Source organism: Streptomyces sp. NBC_00306 (genome assembly GCF_036169555.1).
GTDB classification, from domain to species: Bacteria; Actinomycetota; Actinomycetes; order Streptomycetales; family Streptomycetaceae; genus Streptomyces; species Streptomyces achmelvichensis.
The window spans coordinates 2,409,720-2,432,453 of sequence record NZ_CP108032.1 but is presented as its reverse complement, the minus strand read 5'-3'; the positions used below and the strand labels follow the sequence as shown (position 1 = coordinate 2,432,453).

16 protein-coding genes are annotated in these 22,734 nt (G+C 71.0%); 6 read left to right on the top strand and 10 right to left on the bottom strand.

Annotation, left to right across the window (positions count from 1 at the left end):
* Positions 1-27: 27 nt before the first annotated feature.
* Together OHA05_RS10730 and OHA05_RS10725 are read right to left on the bottom strand one after the other, a co-directional pair.
* Entirely contained in the window at positions 28-1,710 is a 1,683-nt protein-coding gene (locus OHA05_RS10730; protein ID WP_328860428.1) for an alkaline phosphatase D family protein, read from the bottom strand.
* A gap of 91 nt (positions 1,711-1,801) precedes the next feature.
* Entirely contained in the window at positions 1,802-2,455 is a 654-nt protein-coding gene (locus OHA05_RS10725; protein ID WP_313946558.1) for an HNH endonuclease family protein, read from the bottom strand.
* A gap of 165 nt (positions 2,456-2,620) precedes the next feature.
* Between OHA05_RS10725 and OHA05_RS10720 the strand changes: the two genes are divergently transcribed.
* Positions 2,621-3,361, top strand: coding sequence for an ABC transporter permease (locus OHA05_RS10720; RefSeq protein WP_328860427.1), 741 nt, complete (start codon positions 2,621-2,623; stop codon positions 3,359-3,361).
* 502 nt (positions 3,362-3,863) lie between these two features.
* On the opposite strand, the gene OHA05_RS10715 is transcribed toward OHA05_RS10720, so the two are convergent.
* Positions 3,864-4,532 (bottom strand): HAD-IA family hydrolase, encoded by a 669-nt coding sequence (locus OHA05_RS10715; RefSeq protein ID WP_313946560.1) that lies wholly within the window; start codon positions 4,530-4,532, stop codon positions 3,864-3,866.
* A 232-nt stretch (positions 4,533-4,764) separates the two neighbouring features.
* Between OHA05_RS10715 and OHA05_RS10710 the strand changes: the two genes are divergently transcribed.
* Positions 4,765-6,813 carry an MFS transporter gene (locus OHA05_RS10710; RefSeq protein WP_328860426.1) on the top strand — a complete coding sequence of 683 codons (2,049 nt, stop codon included), beginning with the start codon at positions 4,765-4,767 and terminating at the stop codon, positions 6,811-6,813.
* A 37-nt stretch (positions 6,814-6,850) separates the two neighbouring features.
* On the opposite strand, the gene OHA05_RS10705 is transcribed toward OHA05_RS10710, so the two are convergent.
* From OHA05_RS10705 to OHA05_RS10695, 3 genes are read right to left on the bottom strand one after another with little or no spacing between them, the layout of a single operon-like run.
* Positions 6,851-7,345 (bottom strand): GNAT family N-acetyltransferase, encoded by a 495-nt coding sequence (locus OHA05_RS10705; protein ID WP_328860425.1) that lies wholly within the window; start codon positions 7,343-7,345, stop codon positions 6,851-6,853.
* 54 nt (positions 7,346-7,399) lie between these two features.
* The gene (locus OHA05_RS10700; protein WP_313946563.1) at positions 7,400-7,762 is read right to left on the bottom strand and encodes an antibiotic biosynthesis monooxygenase family protein; all 363 of its coding nucleotides are present in this window, start codon (positions 7,760-7,762) and stop codon (positions 7,400-7,402) included.
* Positions 7,763-7,812: 50 nt separating this feature from the next.
* Entirely contained in the window at positions 7,813-8,952 is a 1,140-nt protein-coding gene (locus OHA05_RS10695; protein WP_328860424.1) for an FAD-dependent oxidoreductase, read from the bottom strand.
* Positions 8,953-9,228: 276 nt separating this feature from the next.
* Here OHA05_RS10695 and OHA05_RS10690 point away from each other — a divergent pair, with 276 nt between their 5' ends.
* From OHA05_RS10690 to OHA05_RS10675, 4 genes are all read left to right on the top strand, one after another.
* Positions 9,229-10,203 carry an AfsR/SARP family transcriptional regulator gene (locus OHA05_RS10690; protein WP_328860423.1) on the top strand — a complete coding sequence of 325 codons (975 nt, stop codon included), beginning with the start codon at positions 9,229-9,231 and terminating at the stop codon, positions 10,201-10,203.
* 261 nt (positions 10,204-10,464) lie between these two features.
* Entirely contained in the window at positions 10,465-10,884 is a 420-nt protein-coding gene (locus OHA05_RS10685; RefSeq protein WP_328860422.1) for a type II toxin-antitoxin system RatA family toxin, read from the top strand.
* An 11-nt stretch (positions 10,885-10,895) separates the two neighbouring features.
* Complete coding sequence (locus tag OHA05_RS10680) at positions 10,896-12,140, top strand: aspartate aminotransferase family protein (protein ID WP_313946567.1); 1,245 nt, start codon at positions 10,896-10,898, stop codon at positions 12,138-12,140.
* A gap of 62 nt (positions 12,141-12,202) precedes the next feature.
* Positions 12,203-13,378: a thioester reductase domain-containing protein gene (locus OHA05_RS10675; protein WP_313946568.1), complete on the top strand. Its 1,176-nt coding sequence runs from the start codon at positions 12,203-12,205 to the stop codon at positions 13,376-13,378.
* Between the two features lie 89 nt (positions 13,379-13,467).
* Here the strand turns inward: OHA05_RS10675 and OHA05_RS10670 are convergent, their stop codons facing one another.
* The 4 genes from OHA05_RS10670 to OHA05_RS10655 all read right to left on the bottom strand — a co-directional run bounded on the left by OHA05_RS10670 (position 13,468) and on the right by OHA05_RS10655 (position 22,731).
* Positions 13,468-16,344 (bottom strand): helix-turn-helix transcriptional regulator, encoded by a 2,877-nt coding sequence (locus OHA05_RS10670; protein WP_328860421.1) that lies wholly within the window; start codon positions 16,342-16,344, stop codon positions 13,468-13,470.
* Between the two features lie 516 nt (positions 16,345-16,860).
* On the bottom strand, positions 16,861-18,600 hold the full coding sequence (locus OHA05_RS10665; protein ID WP_313946570.1) for an ABC transporter ATP-binding protein: 1,740 nt from the start codon (positions 18,598-18,600) through the stop codon (positions 16,861-16,863).
* A complete protein-coding gene (locus OHA05_RS10660) occupies positions 18,597-20,393 on the bottom strand; it encodes an ABC transporter ATP-binding protein (protein ID WP_328860420.1) in 1,797 nt (598 codons plus the stop codon). Before OHA05_RS10660 ends, OHA05_RS10665 begins: the two co-directional genes overlap by 4 nt.
* Positions 20,394-20,547: 154 nt before the next feature.
* On the bottom strand, positions 20,548-22,731 hold the full coding sequence (locus OHA05_RS10655; protein WP_313946572.1) for an MMPL family transporter: 2,184 nt from the start codon (positions 22,729-22,731) through the stop codon (positions 20,548-20,550).
* Positions 22,732-22,734: the final 3 nt, after the last annotated feature.

Sequence of the window (22,734 nt, the reverse complement as noted above, 5' to 3'; positions counted from 1 at the left end):
CCGTGAGTCGAACCCCTGGGGGAGGGATCACCCTGTGCTGTGGGAAGGGTCACGGGCCGTGGTCAGCTCGCGTTCGTCGACCGTCACCAGCCGCGCACCCACCCCGCCGTCGCCCATCTGGGCCTGGTCCAGGCGCAGATGGGCCGCCCGGCCACGCAGGTGCAGTGTCATCAGCTGATTGCCGAACCACGGTCCGCCCGTGCGGTCCCAGTGGACCGGCGGACGGCCCGTCCGGCCGTGGCGGGCCAGCGCATGACCGAGCCGCCGCCCCAACCGGCTCCAGCCGAAGCGGAATCCGAACCTCATGGACCGGGGTACGGAGTTGTGCACGGGCGAGCAGGTCAGCTGCACCACATGGGCGTCCGGGCCGGGCTTGCCGCGCCAGTCGGGTTCGGCGACGTAGGCATGGTGGACATCGCCGGACAGCACACAGACCGTCGCCGGTGCGCCCTCGCCCGTGCCGGTCTCGGCGAACAGCCGGGCCATCTCCTCGAAGGAGTCGGGGAAGGCCGCCCAGTGCTCCAGGTCGGCCGCACGGCGCAGCTTCTCGCCGATCCGCGCCCAGCGCTCGCCTCGCTCGCCGCGGCACAGCGCCGCGTTCCAGCTCTCGGCGTCGTGGATCAGCGGAGGCAGCAGCCACGGCAGCGAGGTGCCGACGAGGAGATGGTCGTACGAACCCTTGCGGTCCAGCGCCTGTTCCCGTACCCAGGCGGCCTCACCCGGGTCCAGCATGGCGCGGCTCTTCTCCTCCAGGACCCGGGCGGCGCGGCTGTCGACCATCAGCAGTCTGGTCCGGCCGAAGTCGCGGCGGTAACTCCAGCGCACACAGGCCGGATCGGTGTCCGCCTTCGTGGCGAAGGCCCGCAGCTCCTCGGTGCCGTCGGGCGAGGAACGCACGGCCGCGTACGTCTCGTCGGTCTCCAGCTCGGCGGGCGTGAGATTGCCGAGGTGCTGATAGACCCAGTACGACATCAATCCGCTGGTGACGCGCTTCTGCCACCAGTCGGTGGTGCGCATGTCGGACACCCAGGCGGCGCTGGTGTTCCAGTCGTCGATCAGGTCGTGGTCGTCGAAGATCATGCAGTTCGGGACGGTGGACAGCAGCCAGCGCACATCGGGGTCGAGCCAGGACTCGTCGTAGAGGTGGGTGTACTCCTCGTAGTCCGTGACCTCGGCGCCGGGCGGCTGGTCGAGATCGCGCCGCTTCGCCAGCCACTCCCTGGTGCTCTCGGAGGTCTCGTCCGCGTACACCTGGTCACCGAGGAGCAGCAGGACGTCGGGGCGCTCGGAGGCCGGGGCGGTGGCCAGCCGGGACGCCAGGGTGTCGAGGGCGTCGGGGCCCACCGGGTCGTGGTCCTCGGCCGCCGGGGCCGCCCAGCGGCAGGAGCCGAAGGAGACGGTCACGGCCGTGGAGCCGGCCTCGGGGCTGGTGATGGTGCTCGGCGGGAAGGCCGAGTGCTCCAGCGGCCAGACGCGGTCGCCGTCGAGCAGTACCTCGTACTCCGTGGTCGTGCCCGGGGTGAGGCCGGTCACCAGCACCAGGGCGTAGAAGTGATCGGCGACCCGGAACGTGGGCGCGGAGCCGCCGGCACCGTCCGCGCAGCGGACCTCTGCCGTGCAGGCCCGGTCGGCCTCGACCCAGACCGTCGCCGTGCCACCCGCCTCCCAGTCGACGAACCGCAGCAACGGTCCCAAACGCAGCCCTGCCATGTGTCCTCCTCCGTCGCCCCGTACCGTACGGAACGACGGAGGGGTAAGGACAGGTTCCGGCGAAGATCCGCGCCGGACGGTCAATCGCTGGTCAGCAGCCGTTCAGCACGGACTGCAGTGCGCTCTTCTCGGCGGAGTCGACGCTCATGGCGTAGTACTGCTTCACCTGTACCCACATCCGGGCGTACGTGCAGCGGTACGCGGTGCGCGAGGGCATCCACTCGGCGGGGTCCTGGTCGCCCTTGGACTGGTTGACATTGTCGGTGACGGCGATCAGCTGCGGACGGGTGAGGTCGTTGGCGAACGACCCTCGGCGGGTCGTGGTCCAGCTGTTCGCGCCGGAGCGCCAGGCCTCGGCGAGCGGAACGATGTGGTCGATGTCGACATCGGCGGCGGCGGACCAGGTGGCGCCGTCGTACTCCGAGTACCAGCTGCCGCTGGTGGCGGCACAGCTGGAGTCCTGTACGACGTTCTTGCCGTCGCGCTTGAGGACGACCTCACGGGTGTTGCAGGCGCCCGACTGGGTGCTCCAGTGCGGGAACAGATCGCGGCTGTAGCCGCTGGAGGAACCTTCCGCCCGCACCGTGAGCTGGCTGAGGTAGGTGCGTGCGGTGGCGGCGCTGACCGGAGTGGGCGGGGCGGCCTGGGCGGTGGGGGCGGTCGCCAGGAGACCGGTGACGGCGAGGGCGGAGGTGGCGGCGAGAACGGATATGCGGCGGCCTTGACGCGCGTAGATACCGGGCATGCGAACTCCTCTGTCATGGGGGGTACTTGGCCAGTGGGCGTGGCCATGCTGACGGCGCGGGGTTGCCGTGGGGTGGGCGCCGGGTTACAGACTGACGACATGGGCACGTCACATCAAGAGTTCTGACGAAGCGGCACATGGCCGTCGGCGGCGTAGGGTTGGCGGGTGCTGCTGCCGGTGAACGTCACATTCGGGGCGGTTCTGGCCGTACTGCTCGCCGTGGCGGCGACGGTCGCGGCCGTCGCCCATCTCGGCCGGGCTCGGGAGATCGCGGTCGCGGGAGTGCGGGCCGCCGTCCAACTCGCCGCCGTTTCCCTGGTCATCGGCTGGGTCGTCCGGTCGCTGTCGCTGCTGTTCGCCTTCGTGCTGCTGATGTACGCCGTCGCCGTACGGACCGCCGGGCGGCGCATCACGGCCAACCGGACCTGGTGGTGGGCCGCACTCCCGATCGCCGCGGGTGTCTTTCCCGTCGTCGCGGCGCTGCTGCTCACCGGGCTGGTGCCGGTCAAGGGCATCGCGCTGATCCCCGTGACCGGGATTCTCATCGGCGGGGCGCTCACCGTGACCGTGCTCAGCGGGCGGCGCGCGCTGGACGAGCTCAGCCTGCGGCGCGGCGAGGTGGAGGCGGGGATGGCGCTCGGGCTGCTGGACCGCGACGCCCGGCTGGAGGTGGCCCGCCCGGCCGCGTCGGACGCGCTGCTGCCGGGGCTCGATCAGACGCGGACGGTGGGGCTGGTCACGCTCCCGGGCGCGTTCGTGGGCATGCTGCTCGGCGGGGCGTCACCGCTGCTGGCAGGCGCGGTGCAGCTGTTCGTGCTGGTCGGACTGATGGCGGTGCAGGCGGCGGCGGTGGCGGTGCTGCTGGAGCTGGTGGCGAGGGGGGTGCTGCACCGTGAGGAGGAGTGAGGGGGGCGCGCCTCGATCGCCGGCGGGGCGTGAGGTTGCTTGACCTCGTGAGCCGGGCGGTGCGTCGGTGGCGGGGGTCTGGGTGTGCGGGTGCGGTGCGGGTGGTGGCGGGGCGCTGCCCCGGGCCCCGCGCCTCAATCGCCGGCGGGGCTGATTTTTGCGGGACCGGTGCGTCGGTGGCGGCGAGCGTGGGTGTGCGGGTGGTGGCGGGGCTCCGCCCCGGACCCCGCGCCTCAATCGCCGGCGGGGCTGATTTTTGCGGGACCGGTGCGTCGGTGGCGGCGAGCGTGGGTGTGTGGGTGGTGGCGGGGCTCCGCCCCGGGCCCCGCGCCTCAATCGCCGGCGGGGCTGATTCTTGCGGGCCCGGTGCGTCGGTGGCGGCGAGCGTGGGTGTGTGGGTGGTGGCGGGGCTCCGCCCCGGGCCCCGCGCCTCAATCGCCGGCGGGGCTGATCTTGCCGGGTGCGTCGGTGGCGGTCGGGATGACGTTCGCGCGGCCTGCGCTCAGGGCGTGAAGCTCAGCGCTATCAGCCCGTTCAGCGTCCACTCCACCGTGATGCCGTGCAGGTCCTCCACCCAGACGTCCGGGGACAGCGACTTCGCCCTCGGGCCCACGCCCACCACGCGCATGCCCGCCGCGCGGGCCGCCTCGATGCCCGCTTCGGAGTCTTCGAAGGCCACGCAGTCCGCCGCGACGAAGCCCAGTTCCGCCGCGCCCTTCAGGAAGCCCTCCGGGTCCGGCTTGCTCGCGCCGACGCGTTCCGCCGTGACGCGGACCGGGGGCATCGGGAGGTCCGCCGCCGTCATGCGGGCCTGGGCCAGGGGCTCGTCCGCCGAGGTCACCAGGGCGTGCGGGAGGCCGGTCAGTGCGGCGAGGAAGGCGGGGGCGCCGGGGACCGGGATCACGCCGTCCGTGTCCGCCGTCTCCTGGGCGAGCATCACGCGGTTGTCCGCGTGGTTCTGCTCCATGGGCCGGTCCGGCAGCAGGACCGCCATCGTGGCGTAGCCCTGGCGGCCGTGGACGACCTTGAGTGCCTCGTCCGGGTCCAGGCCGTGCTCCGTGGCCCAGCGGCGCCAGCAGCGCTCCACTACGGCGTCCGAGTTGACGAGGGTGCCGTCCATGTCCAGCAGGAGGGCGCGGGCGGTCAGGGCGGGCGTCGTGCTGGCCGGCATCGGCGTGCTCCAGGGCGGAGGGCGGCGAGGGACAAGACATCAAGCGGCTCCGCCCGCCGGTCAGGGAGTACGGGCGGAGCCACTTTGTTCCTTCACGATACAAAAAGCGGGCCGGATACGCCACTCGTTCCGGCTCGGCAGGCCATAACGGGACGCAACCACCACGATGGGGAGGAGAGTGGGGGAGCGGACACGGGGGAGGGCGCGGCACCGAGGAGACCGAGGAGGGCGCATGGCGCAGGAAGTGGGCACCCCGGCCGTGAGCCCGGCCCCCGGGGAGGGGCAGAACCGGCGCAGCGTCATGGTCGCCATCGGAGCGCTGCTGTTCGGCATGCTGCTCGCCGCGCTCGACCAGACCATCGTCTCCACCGCGCTGCCGACCATCGCCAGCGAACTCGGCGGGCTGGACCATCTGTCCTGGGTGGTCACCGCCTATCTGCTGGCCTCCACCGCGGCCACCCCCCTGTGGGGCAAACTCGGCGACCAGTACGGCCGCAAAAAGCTCTTCCAGGCCGCGATCGTCATCTTCCTGATCGGCTCCGCGCTGTGCGGCATCGCGCAGAACATGCCGCAGCTCATCGGCTTCCGCGCCCTCCAGGGCCTCGGCGGCGGCGGGCTGATCGTGCTGTCCATGGCGATCGTGGGGGACATCGTCTCGCCCCGGGAACGCGGCAAGTACCAGGGCCTGTTCGGCGGTGTCTTCGGCGCGACGAGCATCCTCGGTCCCCTGCTCGGCGGCTTCTTCACCGAACACCTCACCTGGCGCTGGGTCTTCTACATCAACCTGCCCATCGGCATCGTCGCCCTGCTCGTCATCGCCGCCGTCCTGCACATCCCCTCACGCTCCGCCCGGCACACGATCGACTACCTCGGCACCCTGCTCATCGCGGCCGTCGCCACCTGTCTGATCCTCGTCGCCTCGCTCGGCGGCACGACGTGGCCCTGGGCGTCCGCCCAGATCATCACCCTTGCGGTGGCCGGGCTGCTGCTGCTCTACGTCTTCGTGCGGGTCGAGCGGCGGGCGGCCGAACCCGTGATCCCGCTGAAGCTCTTCCACATCCGCACCTTCACGCTCGTCGCGATCATCAGCTTCGTCGTCGGGTTCGCGATGTTCGGCGCGATGACCTTCCTGCCGACGTTCCTCCAGGTCGTCCAGGGCGTCAGCCCGACCCTGTCCGGGGTGCATCTGCTGCCGATGGTGCTGGGCATGCTGCTCACCTCCACCGCGTCCGGCCAGATCGTCAGCCGTACCGGCCGCTGGAAGGTCTTCCCGATCGCCGGCACGGGGATCACCGCGCTCGGCCTCGTGCTGCTCCACCGGCTCACGGAGACCAGTTCGACCTGGGAGATGAGCGCGTACTTCTTCGTCTTCGGGGCCGGACTCGGCCTGGTGATGCAGGTGCTCGTGCTGGTCGTGCAGAACGCGGTCACCTACCAGGACCTCGGCGTCGCCACCTCGGGCGCGACCTTCTTCCGCTCCATCGGCGCGTCGTTCGGCGTCGCCATCTTCGGGACGATCTTCAACAGCCGGCTGGCGAGCATGCTCACCGAGGCGCTCGCCGGAAAGACGCTGCCGTCGGGCGCGGGGCCGTCGGAGCTGGCCGCCGATCCCCGTGCCATCGGCGAACTGCCGCCCGCGCTGCGTCCGTCGGTACTCCATGCGTACTCCACGGCCATCACGGACGTCTTCCTCTTCGCCGTGCCCGTGGTGCTCGTCGCGTTCGTCGTCGCCTGGTTCCTCAAGGAGGACCCGCTGCGTGCCTCGGTCACCGCGCCCGACCCCAGCCAGACGGTCGCGTCGAACCCGGTGGAGCGCTCGTCCCTGGAAGAGGCCGCACGTGCCCTGTCGGTCCTCGGCTCGCGCGAGGGACGGCGGCACATCTACGAGAAGATCACCGCGAAGGCGGGGTACGACCTCACCCCCGCGGCCAGTTGGCTGCTGCTGCGCATCCGCCGCCACGGGACGGTGGAGCCGGGCCTGCTCGCCGACGCCACGCCCGTGCCGCTGCGGACCATCACCGACGCCGCCCGACTGCTGGAGGAACGTCACCTCGCCCGTCGTGAGGGGCTCCAGCTGCTGCTGACCGAGGAGGGTCTGGAGAGTGCCGTACGGCTCGCCAAGGCCCGTGAGGAGTCGCTGTCCGAGCTGCTCGGCGACTGGTGGGGCCCGGAGCGGCCGACGGACCTGGTGCAGTTGGTCGAGGAGCTGAACGCCGAGCTGTGCGGCTCGGACGGCGAACGGCCCTACAGCCCGCCACCGAAGCGCGATCACGCCGCCTGAGGCCGCCGTGGGTGGCGCTGAGAACGGCCCGGGCCCGTCAGGCAGCCGCCGCGCGCAGTTCCTTGCCGTACCAGATCTGCATGTAGGGACCGGTGCAGTACGCCGGGATCTCGGCGTAGCCGTGCCGTACGTACAGCGCACGCGCCGCCAGGAGATCGAGACGGGTGTTGAGGACCATGCGTTGGGCGCCGAGCGTACGGGCCTCGACCTCCAGCAGCTCCATCAGCATCCCGGCGCCCTTGCGGCCACGGAAGGCCGGGCGCACGAACACGCGGGTCAGCTCGGCGCGCCCGTCGTCCAGCAGCAGCACCCCGCCGCAGGACGCGGCCTCGCCGCCGTACCGGCCGACGACGAACGTCCCCGTGGGAGGGGTGAGCAGTTCGACGCCGTCGCCGGCCAGTCCCTCGTCGATCTCCCTGTCGGTCGCGGGCCGTTGCCAGTAGCTGCTCGCCACATCGGCGTAGTAGTCACGGCGCAGGCCGGTCGCGTCGGGTGAGTCGAAGGCCTCGCGGGCCAGGGTCCAGGACGTCATGACGTTCTCTGTACCGCAGGTGCCGGAGCCCTGGCCAGCGATTTCCGAGTGGGATCAGGCCTTGGGAGAGGCCGACTGGACCACCTCGAAGGACCACAGCGTGGAGCCGGTGGCCGCGGGCTTCGGACGCTCGCCGCCCTCACCCTGCGGACCGCCCTGACCCTGAGGGCCGCCCTGCGCGCCGCCGCCGTGGGCCGCCTTCATCGAGCCCTCCATCCAGGCCTGGAACGACGCCTCGTCGCGCCAGCGCGTGTACACGAGGTACTGGTCGGTCCCTTCGAGCGGCCGCAGCAGCTCGAACCACTCGAAACCGTCCGCGCCCTCCACCGCACCGGCCCGGGAGGCGAAGCGCTTCTCGAGCACTTCGCGCTGCTCGGCGGGGACGGTCAGCACATTGATCTTCACCACACTGGCCACAGGACATCCTTCGCATAGGGGGATCTCGACCGTACCTCCGCGCCCTTCCCTCAGCGGAGGCGGTCCGGCCCGAGGAAGTCCACCGGCACCGCGGTCTCCACCCCGCGGACGAGATCGGCGAGGGCATCGCCGATGCCGGTGGCGTACTGGAGGCCGTACGCGCCGCCACCGCCGGCGACGACGACGCGCGGGTCCCCGTCGGGACGGCCGAGCACGAACTGCCCGTCGGCGGCCCGGGTCGTCGTCCGCACCGAGACCCTGGCCGGCAGCCGCCGCAGGCCCGGGAGCTTCGCCGGCAGGATGCGCGCCAGGTCGGACCAGTCGTCGTACGCCACGCCGCGGTCGATCTCGTCCGGGTCCAGTGGCTTGGCCGTCACCTCGCGGTCCTCCAGGCTCAGCCGGACGTCATCACCGCCTTCCGAACCGCTGCCGCGCAGCACCCGGCCGTCGTCGAGTTCGCGGACGAAGGCGGGGAACTCCTCCAGCGTGAAACTGCCGTCGTCCTCGAGCGGGCGGAACCAGGTCTCCGGCATCCGGACCGTCTCCAGCGGCAGGCCGGGCACCAGCTCCGCGAGCCAGGCGCCGGCCGTCACCACGACCTGCCGGACACGCACGCTGCGCTGGGCGGTGTGCAGCAGGACGCCGCCCGTGACGGGTTCGACGGAGACGATCCGGGTGTCCGCGAAGACACGGGCACCCGCGGTCCGGGCGAGGGAGAGCGCGGCGCGCACCGCGTTCTCGGCCCGCAGCAGCCCCGCGGTCGGCTCCCACACGCCGATGTGGTGGTCGGGCACGCCGGTGTGGCGTGGGTACTGGAAGCGCAGCGCACGTGCCGTGAAGGTCCGGACATCGATGTCGTGCTCGCGCGCGGCACGCAGTGCGCCGCCGGCCACCAGCCCGTCCTCCGGGCCCACCAGCAGCCCGCCCGAGGGCACGAACAACCGCTTCCGCGAGGCCTCTTCGAGCTCCGACCACAGCGCGTGCGAGCGCCGGGCGAGCGGCACGAGCGCCGGGTTCTCGGAGCAGCACAGCCGGAACATCCCCGCGCCGTACGACGATCCGGGCGCACGGCCGGGTGTGAACCGGTCGAAGCCGATGACGTCGACGCCCCGGCCGGCCAGCCTCCACAGCGCCGAGGCGCCCCAGGCGCCGAGTCCCACGACCGCCGCATCCGCATCCCACTGAGTCATGTCACCTGCACCTGCCCTGTCGTCACGGTCCCTGGGTGCAGCCCACCACGCCCCTCCCGCGCGAGGCCTGAGTAACCGGTACTCACCTTGCTTCGGCCACTCAGCTTTCGGCCGCCGGAGGTCCGCGGAGCCGCCGGGGATCCGGACCGCGGGCGCGCCGACCGCCGTACGGCGGCAGGTGTTTGAGTACCTGAGTACTCACGATGCGGGACCCCCGGCCGTGGTGACCTCGACACTGCCGCGCGGTGCAGGCCGCGACGACGGGTGGAGGTTGTGATGCAGTTCCGTGTACTGGGGCCCCCTGAGATCTATGACGACGTCAGGCAGCGGAGCGTCCAGTTGAACAGTCCCAAGCAGCGCGTGCTCCTCGGGGTGCTGCTGGTCCGACTGGGGTCTGCCGTTCCCACGGAAGCGCTGATCAACGAGTTGTGGGGCCGCAACGCCCCGGACAAGGCGATCAACGCCCTCCAGGCGCACGTCTCCCGGCTGCGCCAGCAGCTGATCGAGGTCGAGCCCGCCCGGGCGAACACCCCCCGTCTCGTCGCGCGCGGCTCCGGCTATCTGTTGCAGGCGCGCCCCGACGAACTCGACAGCGTGCAGTTCCGGCTCCAGGCGGCCCGCGCCCAGCGGCAGTTGGAGACCGATCCGCATGCCGCCGCCGCCCTGCTGCGCAAGGCGCTCAGGCTGTGGCGCGGCCCGGCGCTGGACGGCGGCTCCCACGGTCCCCTGTGCGCGGGCGTCGCCGCCCGGCTGGAGGAGGAGCGTCTGCTGGCCCTGGAAGACCTCTGCGACGCCTCGATCCGGATCGGCCACCACCGTCAGGTTGTGGGCCAGCTCGAAGAGCTGGTGGTCGCACACCCGCTGCGTGAGCGCTTCCGCGACCAGCTGGTCCTGTCCCTCCAGCGCTGCGGCCGGCAGGGCGAGGCACGGGCGGTGCGGGACACCGCACGGCGGCGCCGCGCCCCCGAGACCGCTGCCGGACCGGTGGCCGTACGGGGCCTGTCCGTACGCCAGATCCACGAGGCGGGTCACCGCTGGCACGGGCACGGAGTCGGCGAACACCCGGTGGGCGAGGACGGCGTCGCCGACACCGAGCACCACCGGGAGGGCGGCGGCAGCGACCTCGAACTGCTGAGGCTGCGACGCCGGGTGGACCAGCTGACGTCGGAACAGCACTCGCTCCGTTCGGAACTGGACCGGCTCATGGCGCTGGTGGAGGGCGGTTCGGGACAGCGGAGGGACTCCGCCTGACCGAACGGCGATCCGGCCCGCGACCGGTGTTCCGGCGTGCGATCCGGGCGCGGTGATCTCGTGTACGACCCGGCGCGGCGACCTTGCGTGCGACCGGCGCGGTGACCGGCGGACCGGTTCCGCCGGTCCGTTCGCCCTGCCGGTTGTCAGCCTGTCAATTGTCTGTCAGATGTGCTCATTCGGCGCCCGGAACGGGTGGTCCGCCCACCTAAACTGCGAATCGCCGATGAGCGGAATTGCGAATTCTGAGAGGAGATTTCCATGGCCGTACTGCATACCACCCACCGGGGCGCCGGAACACCCGACGACCTGTGGAAGGTACTGCTCGACATCGAGGCATTCCCTTCGTACATGGAGGGGGTCAACGAGGTCGAGATCACCGAGGAGGACGGCGACCGCCGTACCAGCAGCTGGGTGGTCGAACTCAAGGGTTCCGAAATGGAATGGGACCAGGAGGACGTCATCGACGCCGGCCGGCGGCGGGTGGAATTCCGCCAGACCGACGGTGACCTCGCGAACTACGAGGGATATTGGCAGATCGTCGAGGACGCCGAGGGGGTCGGCCTCGAATTGAAGGTGGAGTTCGACATCGGTCTGCCGATGGTCGCCGAAATGATTCATCCCGCTGTGGCCAAGGCACTCGAGGGCTATCAGCAGGGCATCGTCGAGCAGAGCTCGTAGGAGGATCAGTCATGAGTGACCTTGGCTCGGTCGATGCGAAAGCAACGTTCCGGCGCGTGAAGCGGCACTTCTCGCCCGCTCTCTCGGTGGCCGGCAAGTTCAGCGGGCAGGGCGCGGTTGAGGCCTCGTCCGACGGCTGCCGGGTGACACTCTCGGACGGCCGGTCGGTCCTGGACTTCGGCTCGTACGCGGTCGCCCTGCTCGGGCACCGCAACCCGGCGGTCCTGGACGCGGTCCGCGCCCAGCTGGACTTGATGCCCGCGTCGACCAGGACGGTCCAGAGCGCGGTGGCCCCGCTGGCCGCCGAGAAGCTGACCGAGTACTTCTCAGGGGCCCTGAACCGGGTCTACTTCGGGTGCGGCGGCGCCGACGCCGTCGAGGTCTCGCTGAAGCTCGCCCGGATGGCCACCGGCCGCACCACGGTCGTCGCCGTCGAGGGCGCCTTCCACGGAAAGACCCTCGGCGCGCTGTCCCTGACGCACAACGAGCGGTTCCGCGCGGGCCTCGAACCCCTGCTGCACGGCGTCGTGCACATCGACCCGGACGACCCCCGGGCCCTGGCACGCGTCATCGCCGAACAGGACGTCGCCGCGCTCGTCTTCGAGCCCGTACAGGCCGAGAACGGTGTCCGGCTGCTGGACGAGGACGTCCTCGCGAGCTGGTGCCGCGACGCGCAGGAGCACGGGGCCTTCGTCATCTCCGACGAGATCCAGGTGGGCCTCAGGCGCTGCGGAGCCAAGTCGGTCGCGCTGGAGGCCGGGCTGCCGGTGGACGCCGTCCTGCTCGGCAAGCCGCTCGGCGGCGGGGTCGTACCGGTGTCGGCGGCCGTCGGCAACGACCGGCTCTTCGCACCCCTGCTCGCCGACCCGATGCTGCACACCGCCACCTTCAGCGGCCATCCGCTGGGCACCGGCGTGATCCCCACGGCCCTCGCCACCATCGAGGAGCACGCGGCCGACGGCGAGCGCATCGCCGCGGCGATGGCCGCCGGGCTGGCGGAGATCCGGGACGAGCACGGCGACGTGGTGGTCGAGACCCGCGGCCGCGGTCTGCTGTGGGGCATCGACTTCACCACGGCCGAGGTCTCCGGCAACGTACTGGCCGGCCTCGCCCAGAGCGGGCTGGTCGTGTCCCCCTGCATCAGCCGTCCGACGACGGTACGGCTCCTGCCGCCGATCGTCGCGACGGACGAGGACGTCAAAGAGGCCCTGTCGCTGCTCGGCGGAGCGATAGCCCAGGCGGCGGCCTCCTCCTAGGCCTGCCCTGGCCGCCGCACCGAACCGGAGACCAGGTCCCGGGGAAGGAACAAAGAGAGCTGATGACTTCGCTCACTCAATCAGGAGTCACCGACGAGTTCGCGCAGGACGTCGTGCTGGCCGACGACATCACCGGCTTCGCCGCGAAGGACCCGAGCACGATTTCCGAGGTGTTCCTCACCGGCGCGACCGGGTTCCTCGGGGCGTTCCTGCTGAAGGAACTGCTGGCACGCGGCCTGACCGTGCACTGCCTGGTGCGGGCCGCCGACGCCGAGGCCGGACTGGAGCGGCTGAAGGCCACCCTCGGCACCTACGAGGTGCTCGACGAGGTCGACCTCGGCCGCGTCCGGGTCGTCACCGGTGACGTGACGCGGCCCCGCCTCGGGGTGCCCGAGAAGGAGTACGCGGAACTGGCCGGGCGTATCGGCGCGATCTACCACTCCGCCGCCAAGGTCAACTTCCTGACCCTCTACAAGTGGCTGCGCAAGTCGACGATCGACGCCACCCACGAGATCCTCCGGCTGGCCTGCGCGGCCGAGGCCACGCTGCACCATGTGTCGACCATCGGGGTCTTCGAGCCCCGGGCCGCCCTGGGCCCGCGTACGGAGACCGACGTCACCGGCCCGCCCGAGACGCTCGCGCTCGGCTACACCAAGAGCAAGTGGGTGGCCGAGCAACTGGTGCGGGAGGCCGGCCGCAGGGGTGTGCCCCTGACCGTCCACCGTCCGGGCCAGGTGTGGGGCGACACCCGCAGCGGTGCGTGCCAGCCCAACGACTTCGTCTGGCGGTTCATCAAGGGGTCCGTGCAGGCGGGCGTCTATCCGCGGAAGTTCGGCCTCGACATGAACATGGTGCCGGTCGACTATGTGAGTTCCGCGATGGTCGCCGTCTCCCGCGATCCGCGGTCGCTCGGCCGGACATTCCACGAGGTGAGCACCGGCTCGCTGGATTCCGGCGCCATTCTCGAACTCGTCCGCGGCGTCGGGTACGAGCTGAAGGAGGTCAGCATCCTGCGGTGGATGAAGGCCGTTTCCGCCGACGTCAACAACTCCATGTTCCCGCTGATGCGCATGCTCGTGGACCTGGAGAAGTTCGAGGTCGCCGAGTTCTCGGACGCGGCCACGCGCGAGTTCCTCAGCGGTTCCGGGGTCACCTGCCCGGACATCGACGAGAAGGTGTTCGCCTCCTACGTCTCGTACTTCGTCCGGCACGGTGTTCTGCCGGACCCGATGGCGTGACGGGCTGACAGCCCGCCGAAAAGGGCGGTGGCCCGCGAGGAGTTCCTCGCGGGCCACCGCCCTTCCGCTGTGCCGGCCAGGGACAGCCGTCAGGACGCCGTGCGGTCGGCCAGCCGGAGCTTGCCGGGCTTGCGGGTGCGACGGCCCCCGTGGTCCGCGTCGGACGCCGCCGCACGCTCCGTCTCGTGCGCCCGGAGCAGTTGCATGGGCGACATGCGAACACCGTCGGACTGCGCTGCCGCCTGCTCCAGACCCCGGCGCAGCGCGTTGCGGGCCGTGATCCCCAGCTTGTGGTAGATCCGGTGCAGATGGTTCTCCACCGTCCGCACCGACACCACCAGCCGGTGGGCGATGTCGCGGTTGGACATCCCGGTCGCGGCCAGCGCGGCCACCTCCCGCTCGCGAGGGGTGAGCGGGGCGATGTCGCTGTCCCGGCGGGTCTCGGTCACCATCCACGGCGGCAGGGTCCCGGCGCAGGCTCGGAGCAGGTCCTGGCTGGCCGCCGAGGCCTCCCGGCCCTTGCGGCGCTGACCCGCGGCCCGGTGGGCACGGGCGGCCTGGGCCGCCGCCTCCGCGGCGAGCGGCAGCGCGTCCATCTCCCGGAACTGCCGGGAGACCTTGGTGAGCGCGTTGCCGTCGGCATCGGCGAGGGCCTGGATGTGATCGGCCATCACCCGCATCACACCGCCGGTGCACCGCGCCGCGAGCTGCTGGGCGCGGGCCCGGAAGCGGTAGGAGGCGTTCTCCTTGATGCGGGCGGCCAGGTGCAGTGCCATGACCGCGGTGACCGCACGCCCGCCGGCCTCGGCGCGCTCGGCGAGTTCGAGGGCGCACGAGGCCGCGCCCGACCGGTCCCCGGTGTGTGCGAGCACCAGCGCCCGGTCGTAGGCGATCTCGTCGTCGGCGATCGGGTGCGAGACCGCCTCGCCCTGCATCGACCGCGCCTCGACCAGCGTGCGCAGCGCCTCGGCGTGCTGACCGGACTCGGCGAGCGCACCGGCCAGTTGGGCCAGCGGCCAGGCCCGGGTGGCCGGCCACTCGTGACCCGTCTCGACGGCGATGGCCTGCCGCAGCAGGGCCACCGCCCGCTCCGGTTCGCCGAGCAGCCGCAGCAGCCGGGACCGGGCGACGACGGTCTGCAGCAGGGCGGGCCAGCGGTCCGCTGAGTCGTACCGGCGCGGCGCGTCCAGGGTGTCGGCCGCGTCCTTGAGGTTGCCGGCGAGCCACGAGCAGCGGGCCGCGAGGGCGTCCAGCAGGACCACGGCGTCGGTGTCCCAGTCGAAGGAGACGTCCCGGTACCGGTTCAACATCTCCAGGGCGCCCGCCGGATCGCCCAGTTCGGTCCGCGCGAAGGCGACCACGGGCACCAGTGTCTGGGTGACCGCCATGCCCGCGTCACCGGCGCGCAGCACCGTTTCCCCGATGTCGACGGCGTCCTGGAGCTGGTCGGACATGACGGCGATCATGGCGCGGCTGCCGTGCAGTATCCCGGCGTGCTCAGGGCCGACGGTCGCGACGGCGCCGTCCAGCACCGCGCCCGCGGCCTGGACGCGCTGTAAGCGCCAGGCCAGATTGATGACCCTGGTGTGTACGGCGGTGATGAACTCGGCCCGCGGGACCTCCACTCCGGATCCGAGCGCCGTGCGCAGCACCGCCTCGGCCTCCTGGTGACAGCCCTTGCCGATGAGGACCCTGCCGAGCAGCAGGGCCGCCCGGACGCAGTCCGTGGGGCTGTCCGAGCGCTGTGCCGCGTACGACACCACCCGGCACAGCACCGCTCCGTACTCCGCGGAGTCCGGGACCGGGCCGTAGGGCGCCGAGTCCTCGGTCGGGGTGTCGCGCAGGGCCAGCAGGCACAGCCGCTCCGCGAGCGCGAAGTTCCGCCGGCGGATCGCGGTGCGCGCTGCGGTCAGCAACTGCTCGCGCTCCGGGACGAGTCCGGCCTCGATCCGCAGCGAGACGATGCGCAGGACGTCCTCGGGCCGGCGTGCGCCCGTGCGTTCCACGGCGTCGGCGACCTGCCGGCGCAGTCGCTGAGCGGTGAGGCCGGACATCCGGGAGGCGACGACGACCCGGCTGAGCGGCACCGACAACCGCAGGTCTACGCGCGTACCGTTGCGTTCGACGGTCACGATGCCGCGCAGGTCCAGGGACTCGGCGGCGTGTGCGAGGCCCGACGCCGCGGCGATGTCGATCTCCAGCGGCTCGGCGACGGCGAGCATGTTGACCAGTTCGAGTTCGTCGTGGCTGAGGTCGCGCAGCCCGAGCCGTATCACCTCGGACAGCCGGCGGCCGGGGCGTTCGGTCAGGCCCTCCCACACCCAGGTGCCGTTGACGCAGCGCAGGGACTCGTCCTCGACCGCGTGGTCGATGAGTTCGCGCAGCATCAGCGCGTTGCCGTGGGTGGCTGCCCACAGCCGCTCCAGCGTGGTGGCGTCGGTGTGGCCGCCGAGGCGGGCCCGCAGGACATCACCCAGTGCCGCGCTGTCGAACGGCGCCACCTCGACGTGGTCGATCAGCCGGTCGACCCAGAGCTTGTCGATACCGGCCGGCGCCGGTGCGTCCTTGCGGCTGGTGGCGAGCACGCTGAGCCGCCCCGCGGCGACCAGGCGGTGCAGACGGTGACCCGATGCGGCGTCGACCAGATGCGCGTCGTCGATGCCGACGACCGGGCGGTCGGCCGCGGTGCCGTCCAGAGTCGACGGCTCCACCGACTCCAGACATTCGCCGAGCGAGGCGTAACCCTTTGCGCGTGCACCGCTGTTCCAGCTGGCCCCGCCCACCGAGAGAACCGTGCGGCCCTCGTCGGAAGCGCGCTCGAGCGCGGTGGCGAGCAGCAGGCTCTTGCCCACCCCGGGACCGCCGACGAGAAGCGCTCCGCTGCCGTGCGCAAGGGAGTTTTCGACAGCGCGCAGCTCGGTTTCTCTTGCAGTTATCGGCCAGTGGAATACAACATCTGTTGACATCTGTTCTCAAGCCCCCGCAGGAAGAATGTCAGCACCCTTCGATGAATGTCCCGCGGCCCTCAGGTGTCCAGATGTGACAACTGATTGAACAGCCTGTAACCGGAAGGAAACGCGTCTGGCGGAAACGCGTCCACTACCGGTCCGGCTTGAATTCGACGCCGTTTTCGCGCCGTTCGAACCTGATGGGCCAACAGGACGGTTGTAAGTATAGACCGGCACGTCGGAAGCCGGGCTGGAATGAATCTGACGGAGCCGGAAACGTTCAAATTGCCTGATGGCCCTGGTATTCGGCTGCCGTTGGGGAGGCCGAGCGGCAACATGAACCGGCAATTCTGACTTCCGCCGGCGGTCACTGCCGGTCCGTTCCTGGAATGCCTTCCCTTCGCTTATGTCGGATCTGGTTCGGATATTGCCGTCCGATGTGCTCCGCGAGCCGTGTCCTGACAGCACTCGTCCCCGGTGCGGGGGCATCCGGGGACGAGTGGTTCGGGGGACGCGTGGCCGAAAAGTCCGTCGTCAGGACGGCTGTCGGGCCACCCGCCAGCGCTGGGCCCGGCTGCGCTGCGCCCAGAAGTCCGCGTACCGGCCGTCCGCCGCCACGAGTTCGGCGTGGGTGCCGCGCTCCACGATCCGGCCCTCGTCCAGCAGCAGGATCTGGCCTGCGGCGGCCACGGTCTGCAAACGGTGCGCGATGACCAGGAGGGTCCGGCCCGCGGTGAGGTGGCCGAGCGCCTCCTGCACCGCCTGCTCGTTCTCCGGGTCGAGCGACGCGGTCGCCTCGTCCAGCAGCACGATCGGCGCGTCCTTCAGGATCGCGCGGGCGATGGAGACCCGCTGGCGCTCACCGCCGGAGAGCAGCGCGCCGCCCTCGCCGACCTTGGTGTCCCAGCCGTCGGGGAGCCGCTGCACGATCTCCTCCACCCGGGCCTGCCGGGCGACTTCACGGACCTCTTCGTCCGTCGCGTCGGGCCGGCCCACCCGGATGTTCTCCATGATCGTGCCCTCGAAGAGGTACACGTCCTGGAAGACCACGGAGATCTTCGACATCAGGACCTCGGGCTCGATGTCCCGGACGTCCACGCCGCCCACCCGCACCACACCGGAGTCCACGTCCCAGAACCGGGGGATCAGCTTGCTGACGGTCGTCTTGCCGGATCCGGAGGGACCGACCAGCGCCGTCATCGTGCCTTCCGGCAGGGTCAGCGAGACCCCCGACAGGACGCGGGTGCCGTCGTAGCTGAAGTCCACGTTCTCGAACTCGACGTCGTTGCCCGCCGGCAGCCGCGGGTCGTCCGGCTGCGGAAGGCAGGGCTCCGCGAGCAGGTCGGCGACGCGGTCCAGGGCGGACCGGGCGGTGCGCAGGGTGGAGCCGAGGACCGCCGTCTCCGCGATGGGTTCGGTGAACCGGGCCGCGAGGACGAGGATCGCCAGCAGCTTGGCCACGTCCAGCCCGCCGTCGAGCACCAGATAGGTGCCGGTCACCAGGATGACGGTGAACGCGGCCTGGATCACCAGGGCGAAGCTGATCAGACCGGGGACGCCGGTGACGAGCACCCGGCGGGACGCCTCGTACTGCGTGTGCAGCGCGGCGTCCAGCCCGCGGGTGCCGGAGCTCGCGCCGTCCCGGCCGAACACCCGCAGCACGGGCTGGAGCTGGGCGAACTCGACCACCCGGCCGCCGGTCACCGCGTGCGCGGCGGTGCGGGCCTCGTCCGCCTTGCGGTTCAGCCCGGCGCTCCACCGGTAGACGCCGACGATCAGCGGAACCGTGAGGGTCGCCGCGAGGGCGAGCCGCCAGTCGAAGACGTACATGACGAGGACGACGGTCGCCGGGGTGACGAAGCTCGTCACCAGCGGTCGCAGCAGGTGCGCCGGTACGCCCATGACGTCCATGACGCTCTTGGTGGCGAGCTGGCCCAGCTGGCCCACCCGCTCGGGCGCGAACCAGCCCAGCGGCAGCGAGGCCACCTGGTCGCCGATCCGGTTGTGCAGCGTCCGCGAGAGCGTGGCGCCGGCCTGGAAGCCGGTGCGCAGCGAGTCGTAGTAGGCGACGCAGTAGAGGAGACAGACCCCGAGCAGGGTCCACAGCCACGGCCAGACGGAGTCGGGGTCGGAGCCGAGGAGCGCTTCGAGGACGGGCACGAGCAGGGCGAAGGCGATGCCCTGGAGGACGGCGCAGACCACCAGGGCGGTGATCATCCGGCGTACGGGACGGTTGTGCTCGGGTCCCACGACGTCGAGCAGTTGGCGGATCATCGGCTGGTACCTCCCGCCGGGACGGCGCTGACAGTGGTGGCCGGGGCCGGCCGGTGCGGCTGCCAGGCGGCGTTGCGTTCATGGGCGTGCCACATACGGGCGTACCGGCCTTCGCGGGCGACGAGTTCGGGGTGCGTGCCCCGTTCGACGATCTTCCCGTCCTCCAGCACGGCGATCTGGTCCGCGTCGACCACCGTGGAGAGCCGGTGGGCGATCAGCAGCACGATCTTGCCCCGCGTCAGCTCGGACAATGCGTCCTGGACGTCGGCCTCGGACTGCGGGTCGGCGTAGGCCGCCGCCTCGTCGAGGACGATCACGGGGGTGTCGGCCAGCAGGGCGCGGGCGATCGAGACGCGCTGGGCCTGACCGCCGGAGAAGCGGGCGTCCTCGCCGACCACCGAGTCGTAGCCTCGGGGCAGGGCCTCGATCACGTCGTGGACACAGGCGGCACGGGCCGCGTCCGCCACCTCGGCGGCGGTGGCATCGGGCCTGGCCATACGGATGTTGTCGGCGACGGTGCCCTGGGTGAGCCGGACGTCCTGGAAGACGAACGCCACCCGGCGGTACAGGTCGTCCAGCGCCAGCTCCCGGATGTCGACCCCGCCGATGCTCAGAGAGCCGCCGGTCACGTCGCCGAACCGGGGGAGCAGGGTGGCCAGGGTGCTCTTGCCGGACCCCGAGGGGCCGACCAGCGCGGTGACCGTGCCCGGAGCGAGCTCCAGATCGACGCCGGCCACGGCTTCCTTCTTGCCGTCGTAGCTGAACCGCACGTTCTGGTAGCTGACGTGGTTGCCGGAGGGGGTGCGCGGGCTCTCGGCCACCGGCAGCTCCTCGGCGTTCATCACCTCGCTGACGCGCTCGGCCGCGGCCTTGGCGAAGCGCAGTTCGTAGCTCGCGTAGAACAGGGCGAGCACGGGCGCGGTGAGGCCGATGCCGAGCAGCGCGAACGGCAGCAGGTCGACGCCGGCGAGCCGGCCGTCGGTCACGAAGATCGCGCCGCCGGTGATGACCGCCACCAGTACGGCGATGGGGGACAGCACGATCTCGGCGGCGGCCTTGGAGTTGAGCGTGGAGCGGACCCAGGAGAGGAAGAACGCGGCGAAGTCGTCGGCCGCGTCACGGAACTTCTGGTGCGCCCGGCGGCTCTGGCCGAAGGTCTTGACGACGGAGATGCCCTGGACGAACTCGACAGCGCTGCCGTTGATGGCGCCCATCGCCCGGTCGTAGTCGGGCAGATGCTTGGCCATCCCCGCCATCGTGATGCTGTAGAGGCCGAGACCGATGACGAGCGGCGCGATCGTCACGAGCGTCATCTGCCAGTCGACCCAGAAGAGATACGCGAGCGACGCGGCCGGGACGACGGTCGCCGAGGTCATCTCCAGCATGGAGTGGGCGATCATGTGGTGCATCGCGTCCACGTCGTCCTGCACGGCTTTCTTCACCGTGCCGGAGTTGCGCTCGGAGAACCAGCCCAGCGGGACGCGGGCGAGCCGGGCCACCAGACCGCGGCGGATGTGCAACTGGAGCTCGTTGTCCGCGAAGTGGGTGAGCGCGCCCGCCGCCAGCATGAAGATCAGCCGGACCAGCAGGGCGCCGGCGCCGATCGCGGTGATGGTCCACGCCTGGTCGGAGCGGTCGGGTCCGTTGTCCAACAGCACCCGTCCGAGCTCGGCGATGGCGATGAAGGGGACGACGCCGGCGATCGCCGAGACGGCCTGGGCGGCCACTGCCAGCCGCAGCCTTCCCTTGATCGGGCGCAGGATCTCGCCGAGTGCGGCCTTTTCCGCGGCCATCCGGTCCTCCGTGACCTCAGTTAGACGGTGTCTAATAGATGGATCGACTGTACCCGACGCCCGAGTCGGTGCGTCAAGTGCAGAGTGGGTGGTGGTGTCGGGTGAAGTGCCGCCGCCGACTGCGGCACTTCACCCGGTCGAGGGGGTGAACGTGTCAGCCCGCTACGGGGACACGCTCCTTGGAGGCGTCGTCGAGGGCCGCGTCGCCCTCCTTGATGCCGTAGCGGGCGTACAGCTTCTGGAGCGGGCCGGGAGCCCACCAACTGGCGCGGCCCATCAGCTTCATGACGGCCGGCACCAGCAGGATCCGGACCACCGCCACGTCGAGCAGGATGGCGATCACCATGCCCACACCGAACAGGGTCATGGTCAGCACACCACTGGTCGCCATCGCCGCGAGCGGGACGCACATCAGCAGCGCGGCGCTGGCGATCAGCTTGCCGATGCTCTGCAGGCCCGTCGCCACCGCGGCGGTCGGGTCGCCGAGCGTGTCGTACTGCTCCCGGATCCGGGACACGAGGAACACCTCGTAGTCCATGGACAGTCCGAAGATCAGCGCGAACAGCATGATCGGCATATTGGGTTCGATGTTGCCTGTCGGGTCGAAGCCGATCAGGTCGGCCAGGTGCCCGTCCTGGAAGATCCAGACGAGGATGCCGAACGTGGCCGACAGGGACAGCAGGTTCATCGCGATCGCCTTCAGCGGCAGCAGCACCGAACCGAAGGCCAGGAACAGCAGGATGTAGGTCGCGACCGCGATGTAGAGCAGCATCCACGGCAGCGTGTCCGCGAGTGCGTCCAGCGTGTCGTCGAACACCGCGGTCTCACCGCCGAAGTACGCGGTGGCGCCGTCCGGCACCGGTACCTCGCGCAGATCGTTCACCAGGTCGCGGGCCTCGGGCGAGACGGCCACCCCGTCGAAGGTGACGGAGACACGGGCCGAGGTGCCCTCGGCGCCGCTGATCTGGGCGCCCTTGGCGCCGGGCACCTTGGCGAGCTTGTCGGCGTACGCCTGGAGGGCCGCGCCCTGCTCCGGCGACTGTGCGGGGCCGGAGAGCTTCAGCAGCGAGTCGATGGACTTGATGCCGTCGCCCTCGAAGTCCTTCTCCATGATGTTGTGGACCTGCCGGCCCTCGGCCGTGTTCGGCAGCTGGCGGGCGTCGTTGGCGCCGAACTCGATCCGCAGGAACGGAATCGCCAGGGCGAGCAGGACGCCCAGGGTGACGACCGCGACGGCGACCGGACGGCGCATCAGGCCGTGGGCCAGCCGGAACCAGGCGCCCTCGTCCGAGGCCTTGGGGGCCGCGGTCCGCTTCTTGCGGCGCAGGGAGAGGGAGTTGACCTTCGGGCCCATGACGGCCAGTGCGGCGGGCAGGGCGATGATCGAGAAGAAGACGGACAGGACGACCGCGGCCACACCGCCGTACGCCATGGACTTGAGGAAGGCGAACGGGAAGAAGGTCATGCCGAACAGGGCGACCGCGACCGTGATGCCGGAGACCACGACGGTCCGTCCGGCGGTGGCGACCGTCCGCGCGAGGGCGTCGGCGCCGGTGCGGCCGGCCTGCAGCTCCTCGCGGTAGCGGCTCACGATCAGCAGGCCGTAGTCGATGGCGACCGCCAGGCCCAGGATCGTCACGAGACTCATCGCGAACACCGAGACGTCGGTGAACTGGGCGATGACCCTCAGGACCGCCATGGAGCCGATGATCGAGAGTCCGCCGACGAGCAGCGGCAGGCTCGCCGCGGCCAGTCCGCCGAAGACGACCACCAGCAGCAGGAAGAGGATGGGGAACGAGAAGCCCTCGGCGGCGCCGAGATCCTTGCCGATCTCCTCGCCGGCCTGGTGGCCGGTGGGGACGGGGCCGCCGCGCAGGGTCTCGAACCCGGCGACGTCCAGCTTGTCCTTGATCTTCTTGTAGGACTCTTCCTTGGTGTTGTCATCGCTGCCGTGCAGGTTCATCGCGACGTACGTCGCGTGCCGGTCCCGGCTCACCTGCGAGGGCATCTTGGTCATCCAGAAGTGCGCCGACCCGGTGACGACCGACTTCGGCAGCGACGAGATCTTGCCGACGACGGCCTTCTGGAACGCCGGGTCGTCGACCGTCCTGTCATCGCTGCGGTAGACGACGACCGCATCGGGTGCGCGCTGCGGGAACGCCTTCTCGGCAAGGAGGGCCGCCTTGCGGCTCTCCGACTTCGGGTCCTCGAATCCGCCGGGTTTCATGTCGCCGAAGACGCCGACGCCGTACACCCCGGAGAGCACGGCGAACACCAGTGTGAGGATCAGCAGGGGCTTGCGCCCCCGGTGGATGAACCGCCCCAACCCCTCGAACATCCC

Excerpts from the sequence above, each read along its gene's own strand:
- OHA05_RS10730 (WP_328860428.1), bottom strand. The coding sequence starts at position 1,710 with ATGGCAGGGCTGCGTTTGGGACCGTTGCTGCGGTTCGTCGACTGGGAG.
- OHA05_RS10725 (WP_313946558.1), bottom strand. The coding sequence starts at position 2,455 with ATGCCCGGTATCTACGCGCGTCAAGGCCGCCGCATATCCGTTCTCGCC.
- OHA05_RS10715 (WP_313946560.1), bottom strand. The coding sequence starts at position 4,532 with ATGCCGGCCAGCACGACGCCCGCCCTGACCGCCCGCGCCCTCCTGCTG.
- OHA05_RS10710 (WP_328860426.1), top strand. The coding sequence starts at position 4,765 with ATGGCGCAGGAAGTGGGCACCCCGGCCGTGAGCCCGGCCCCCGGGGAG.
- OHA05_RS10705 (WP_328860425.1), bottom strand. The coding sequence starts at position 7,345 with ATGACGTCCTGGACCCTGGCCCGCGAGGCCTTCGACTCACCCGACGCG.
- OHA05_RS10695 (WP_328860424.1), bottom strand. The coding sequence starts at position 8,952 with ATGACTCAGTGGGATGCGGATGCGGCGGTCGTGGGACTCGGCGCCTGG.
- OHA05_RS10690 (WP_328860423.1), top strand. The coding sequence starts at position 9,229 with ATGCAGTTCCGTGTACTGGGGCCCCCTGAGATCTATGACGACGTCAGG.
- OHA05_RS10685 (WP_328860422.1), top strand. The coding sequence starts at position 10,465 with ATGGCCGTACTGCATACCACCCACCGGGGCGCCGGAACACCCGACGAC.
- OHA05_RS10680 (WP_313946567.1), top strand. The coding sequence starts at position 10,896 with ATGAGTGACCTTGGCTCGGTCGATGCGAAAGCAACGTTCCGGCGCGTG.
- OHA05_RS10675 (WP_313946568.1), top strand. The coding sequence starts at position 12,203 with ATGACTTCGCTCACTCAATCAGGAGTCACCGACGAGTTCGCGCAGGAC.
- OHA05_RS10670 (WP_328860421.1), bottom strand. The coding sequence starts at position 16,344 with ATGTCAACAGATGTTGTATTCCACTGGCCGATAACTGCAAGAGAAACC.
- OHA05_RS10665 (WP_313946570.1), bottom strand. The coding sequence starts at position 18,600 with ATGATCCGCCAACTGCTCGACGTCGTGGGACCCGAGCACAACCGTCCC.
- OHA05_RS10660 (WP_328860420.1), bottom strand. The coding sequence starts at position 20,393 with ATGGCCGCGGAAAAGGCCGCACTCGGCGAGATCCTGCGCCCGATCAAG.
- OHA05_RS10655 (WP_313946572.1), bottom strand. The coding sequence starts at position 22,731 with ATGTTCGAGGGGTTGGGGCGGTTCATCCACCGGGGGCGCAAGCCCCTG.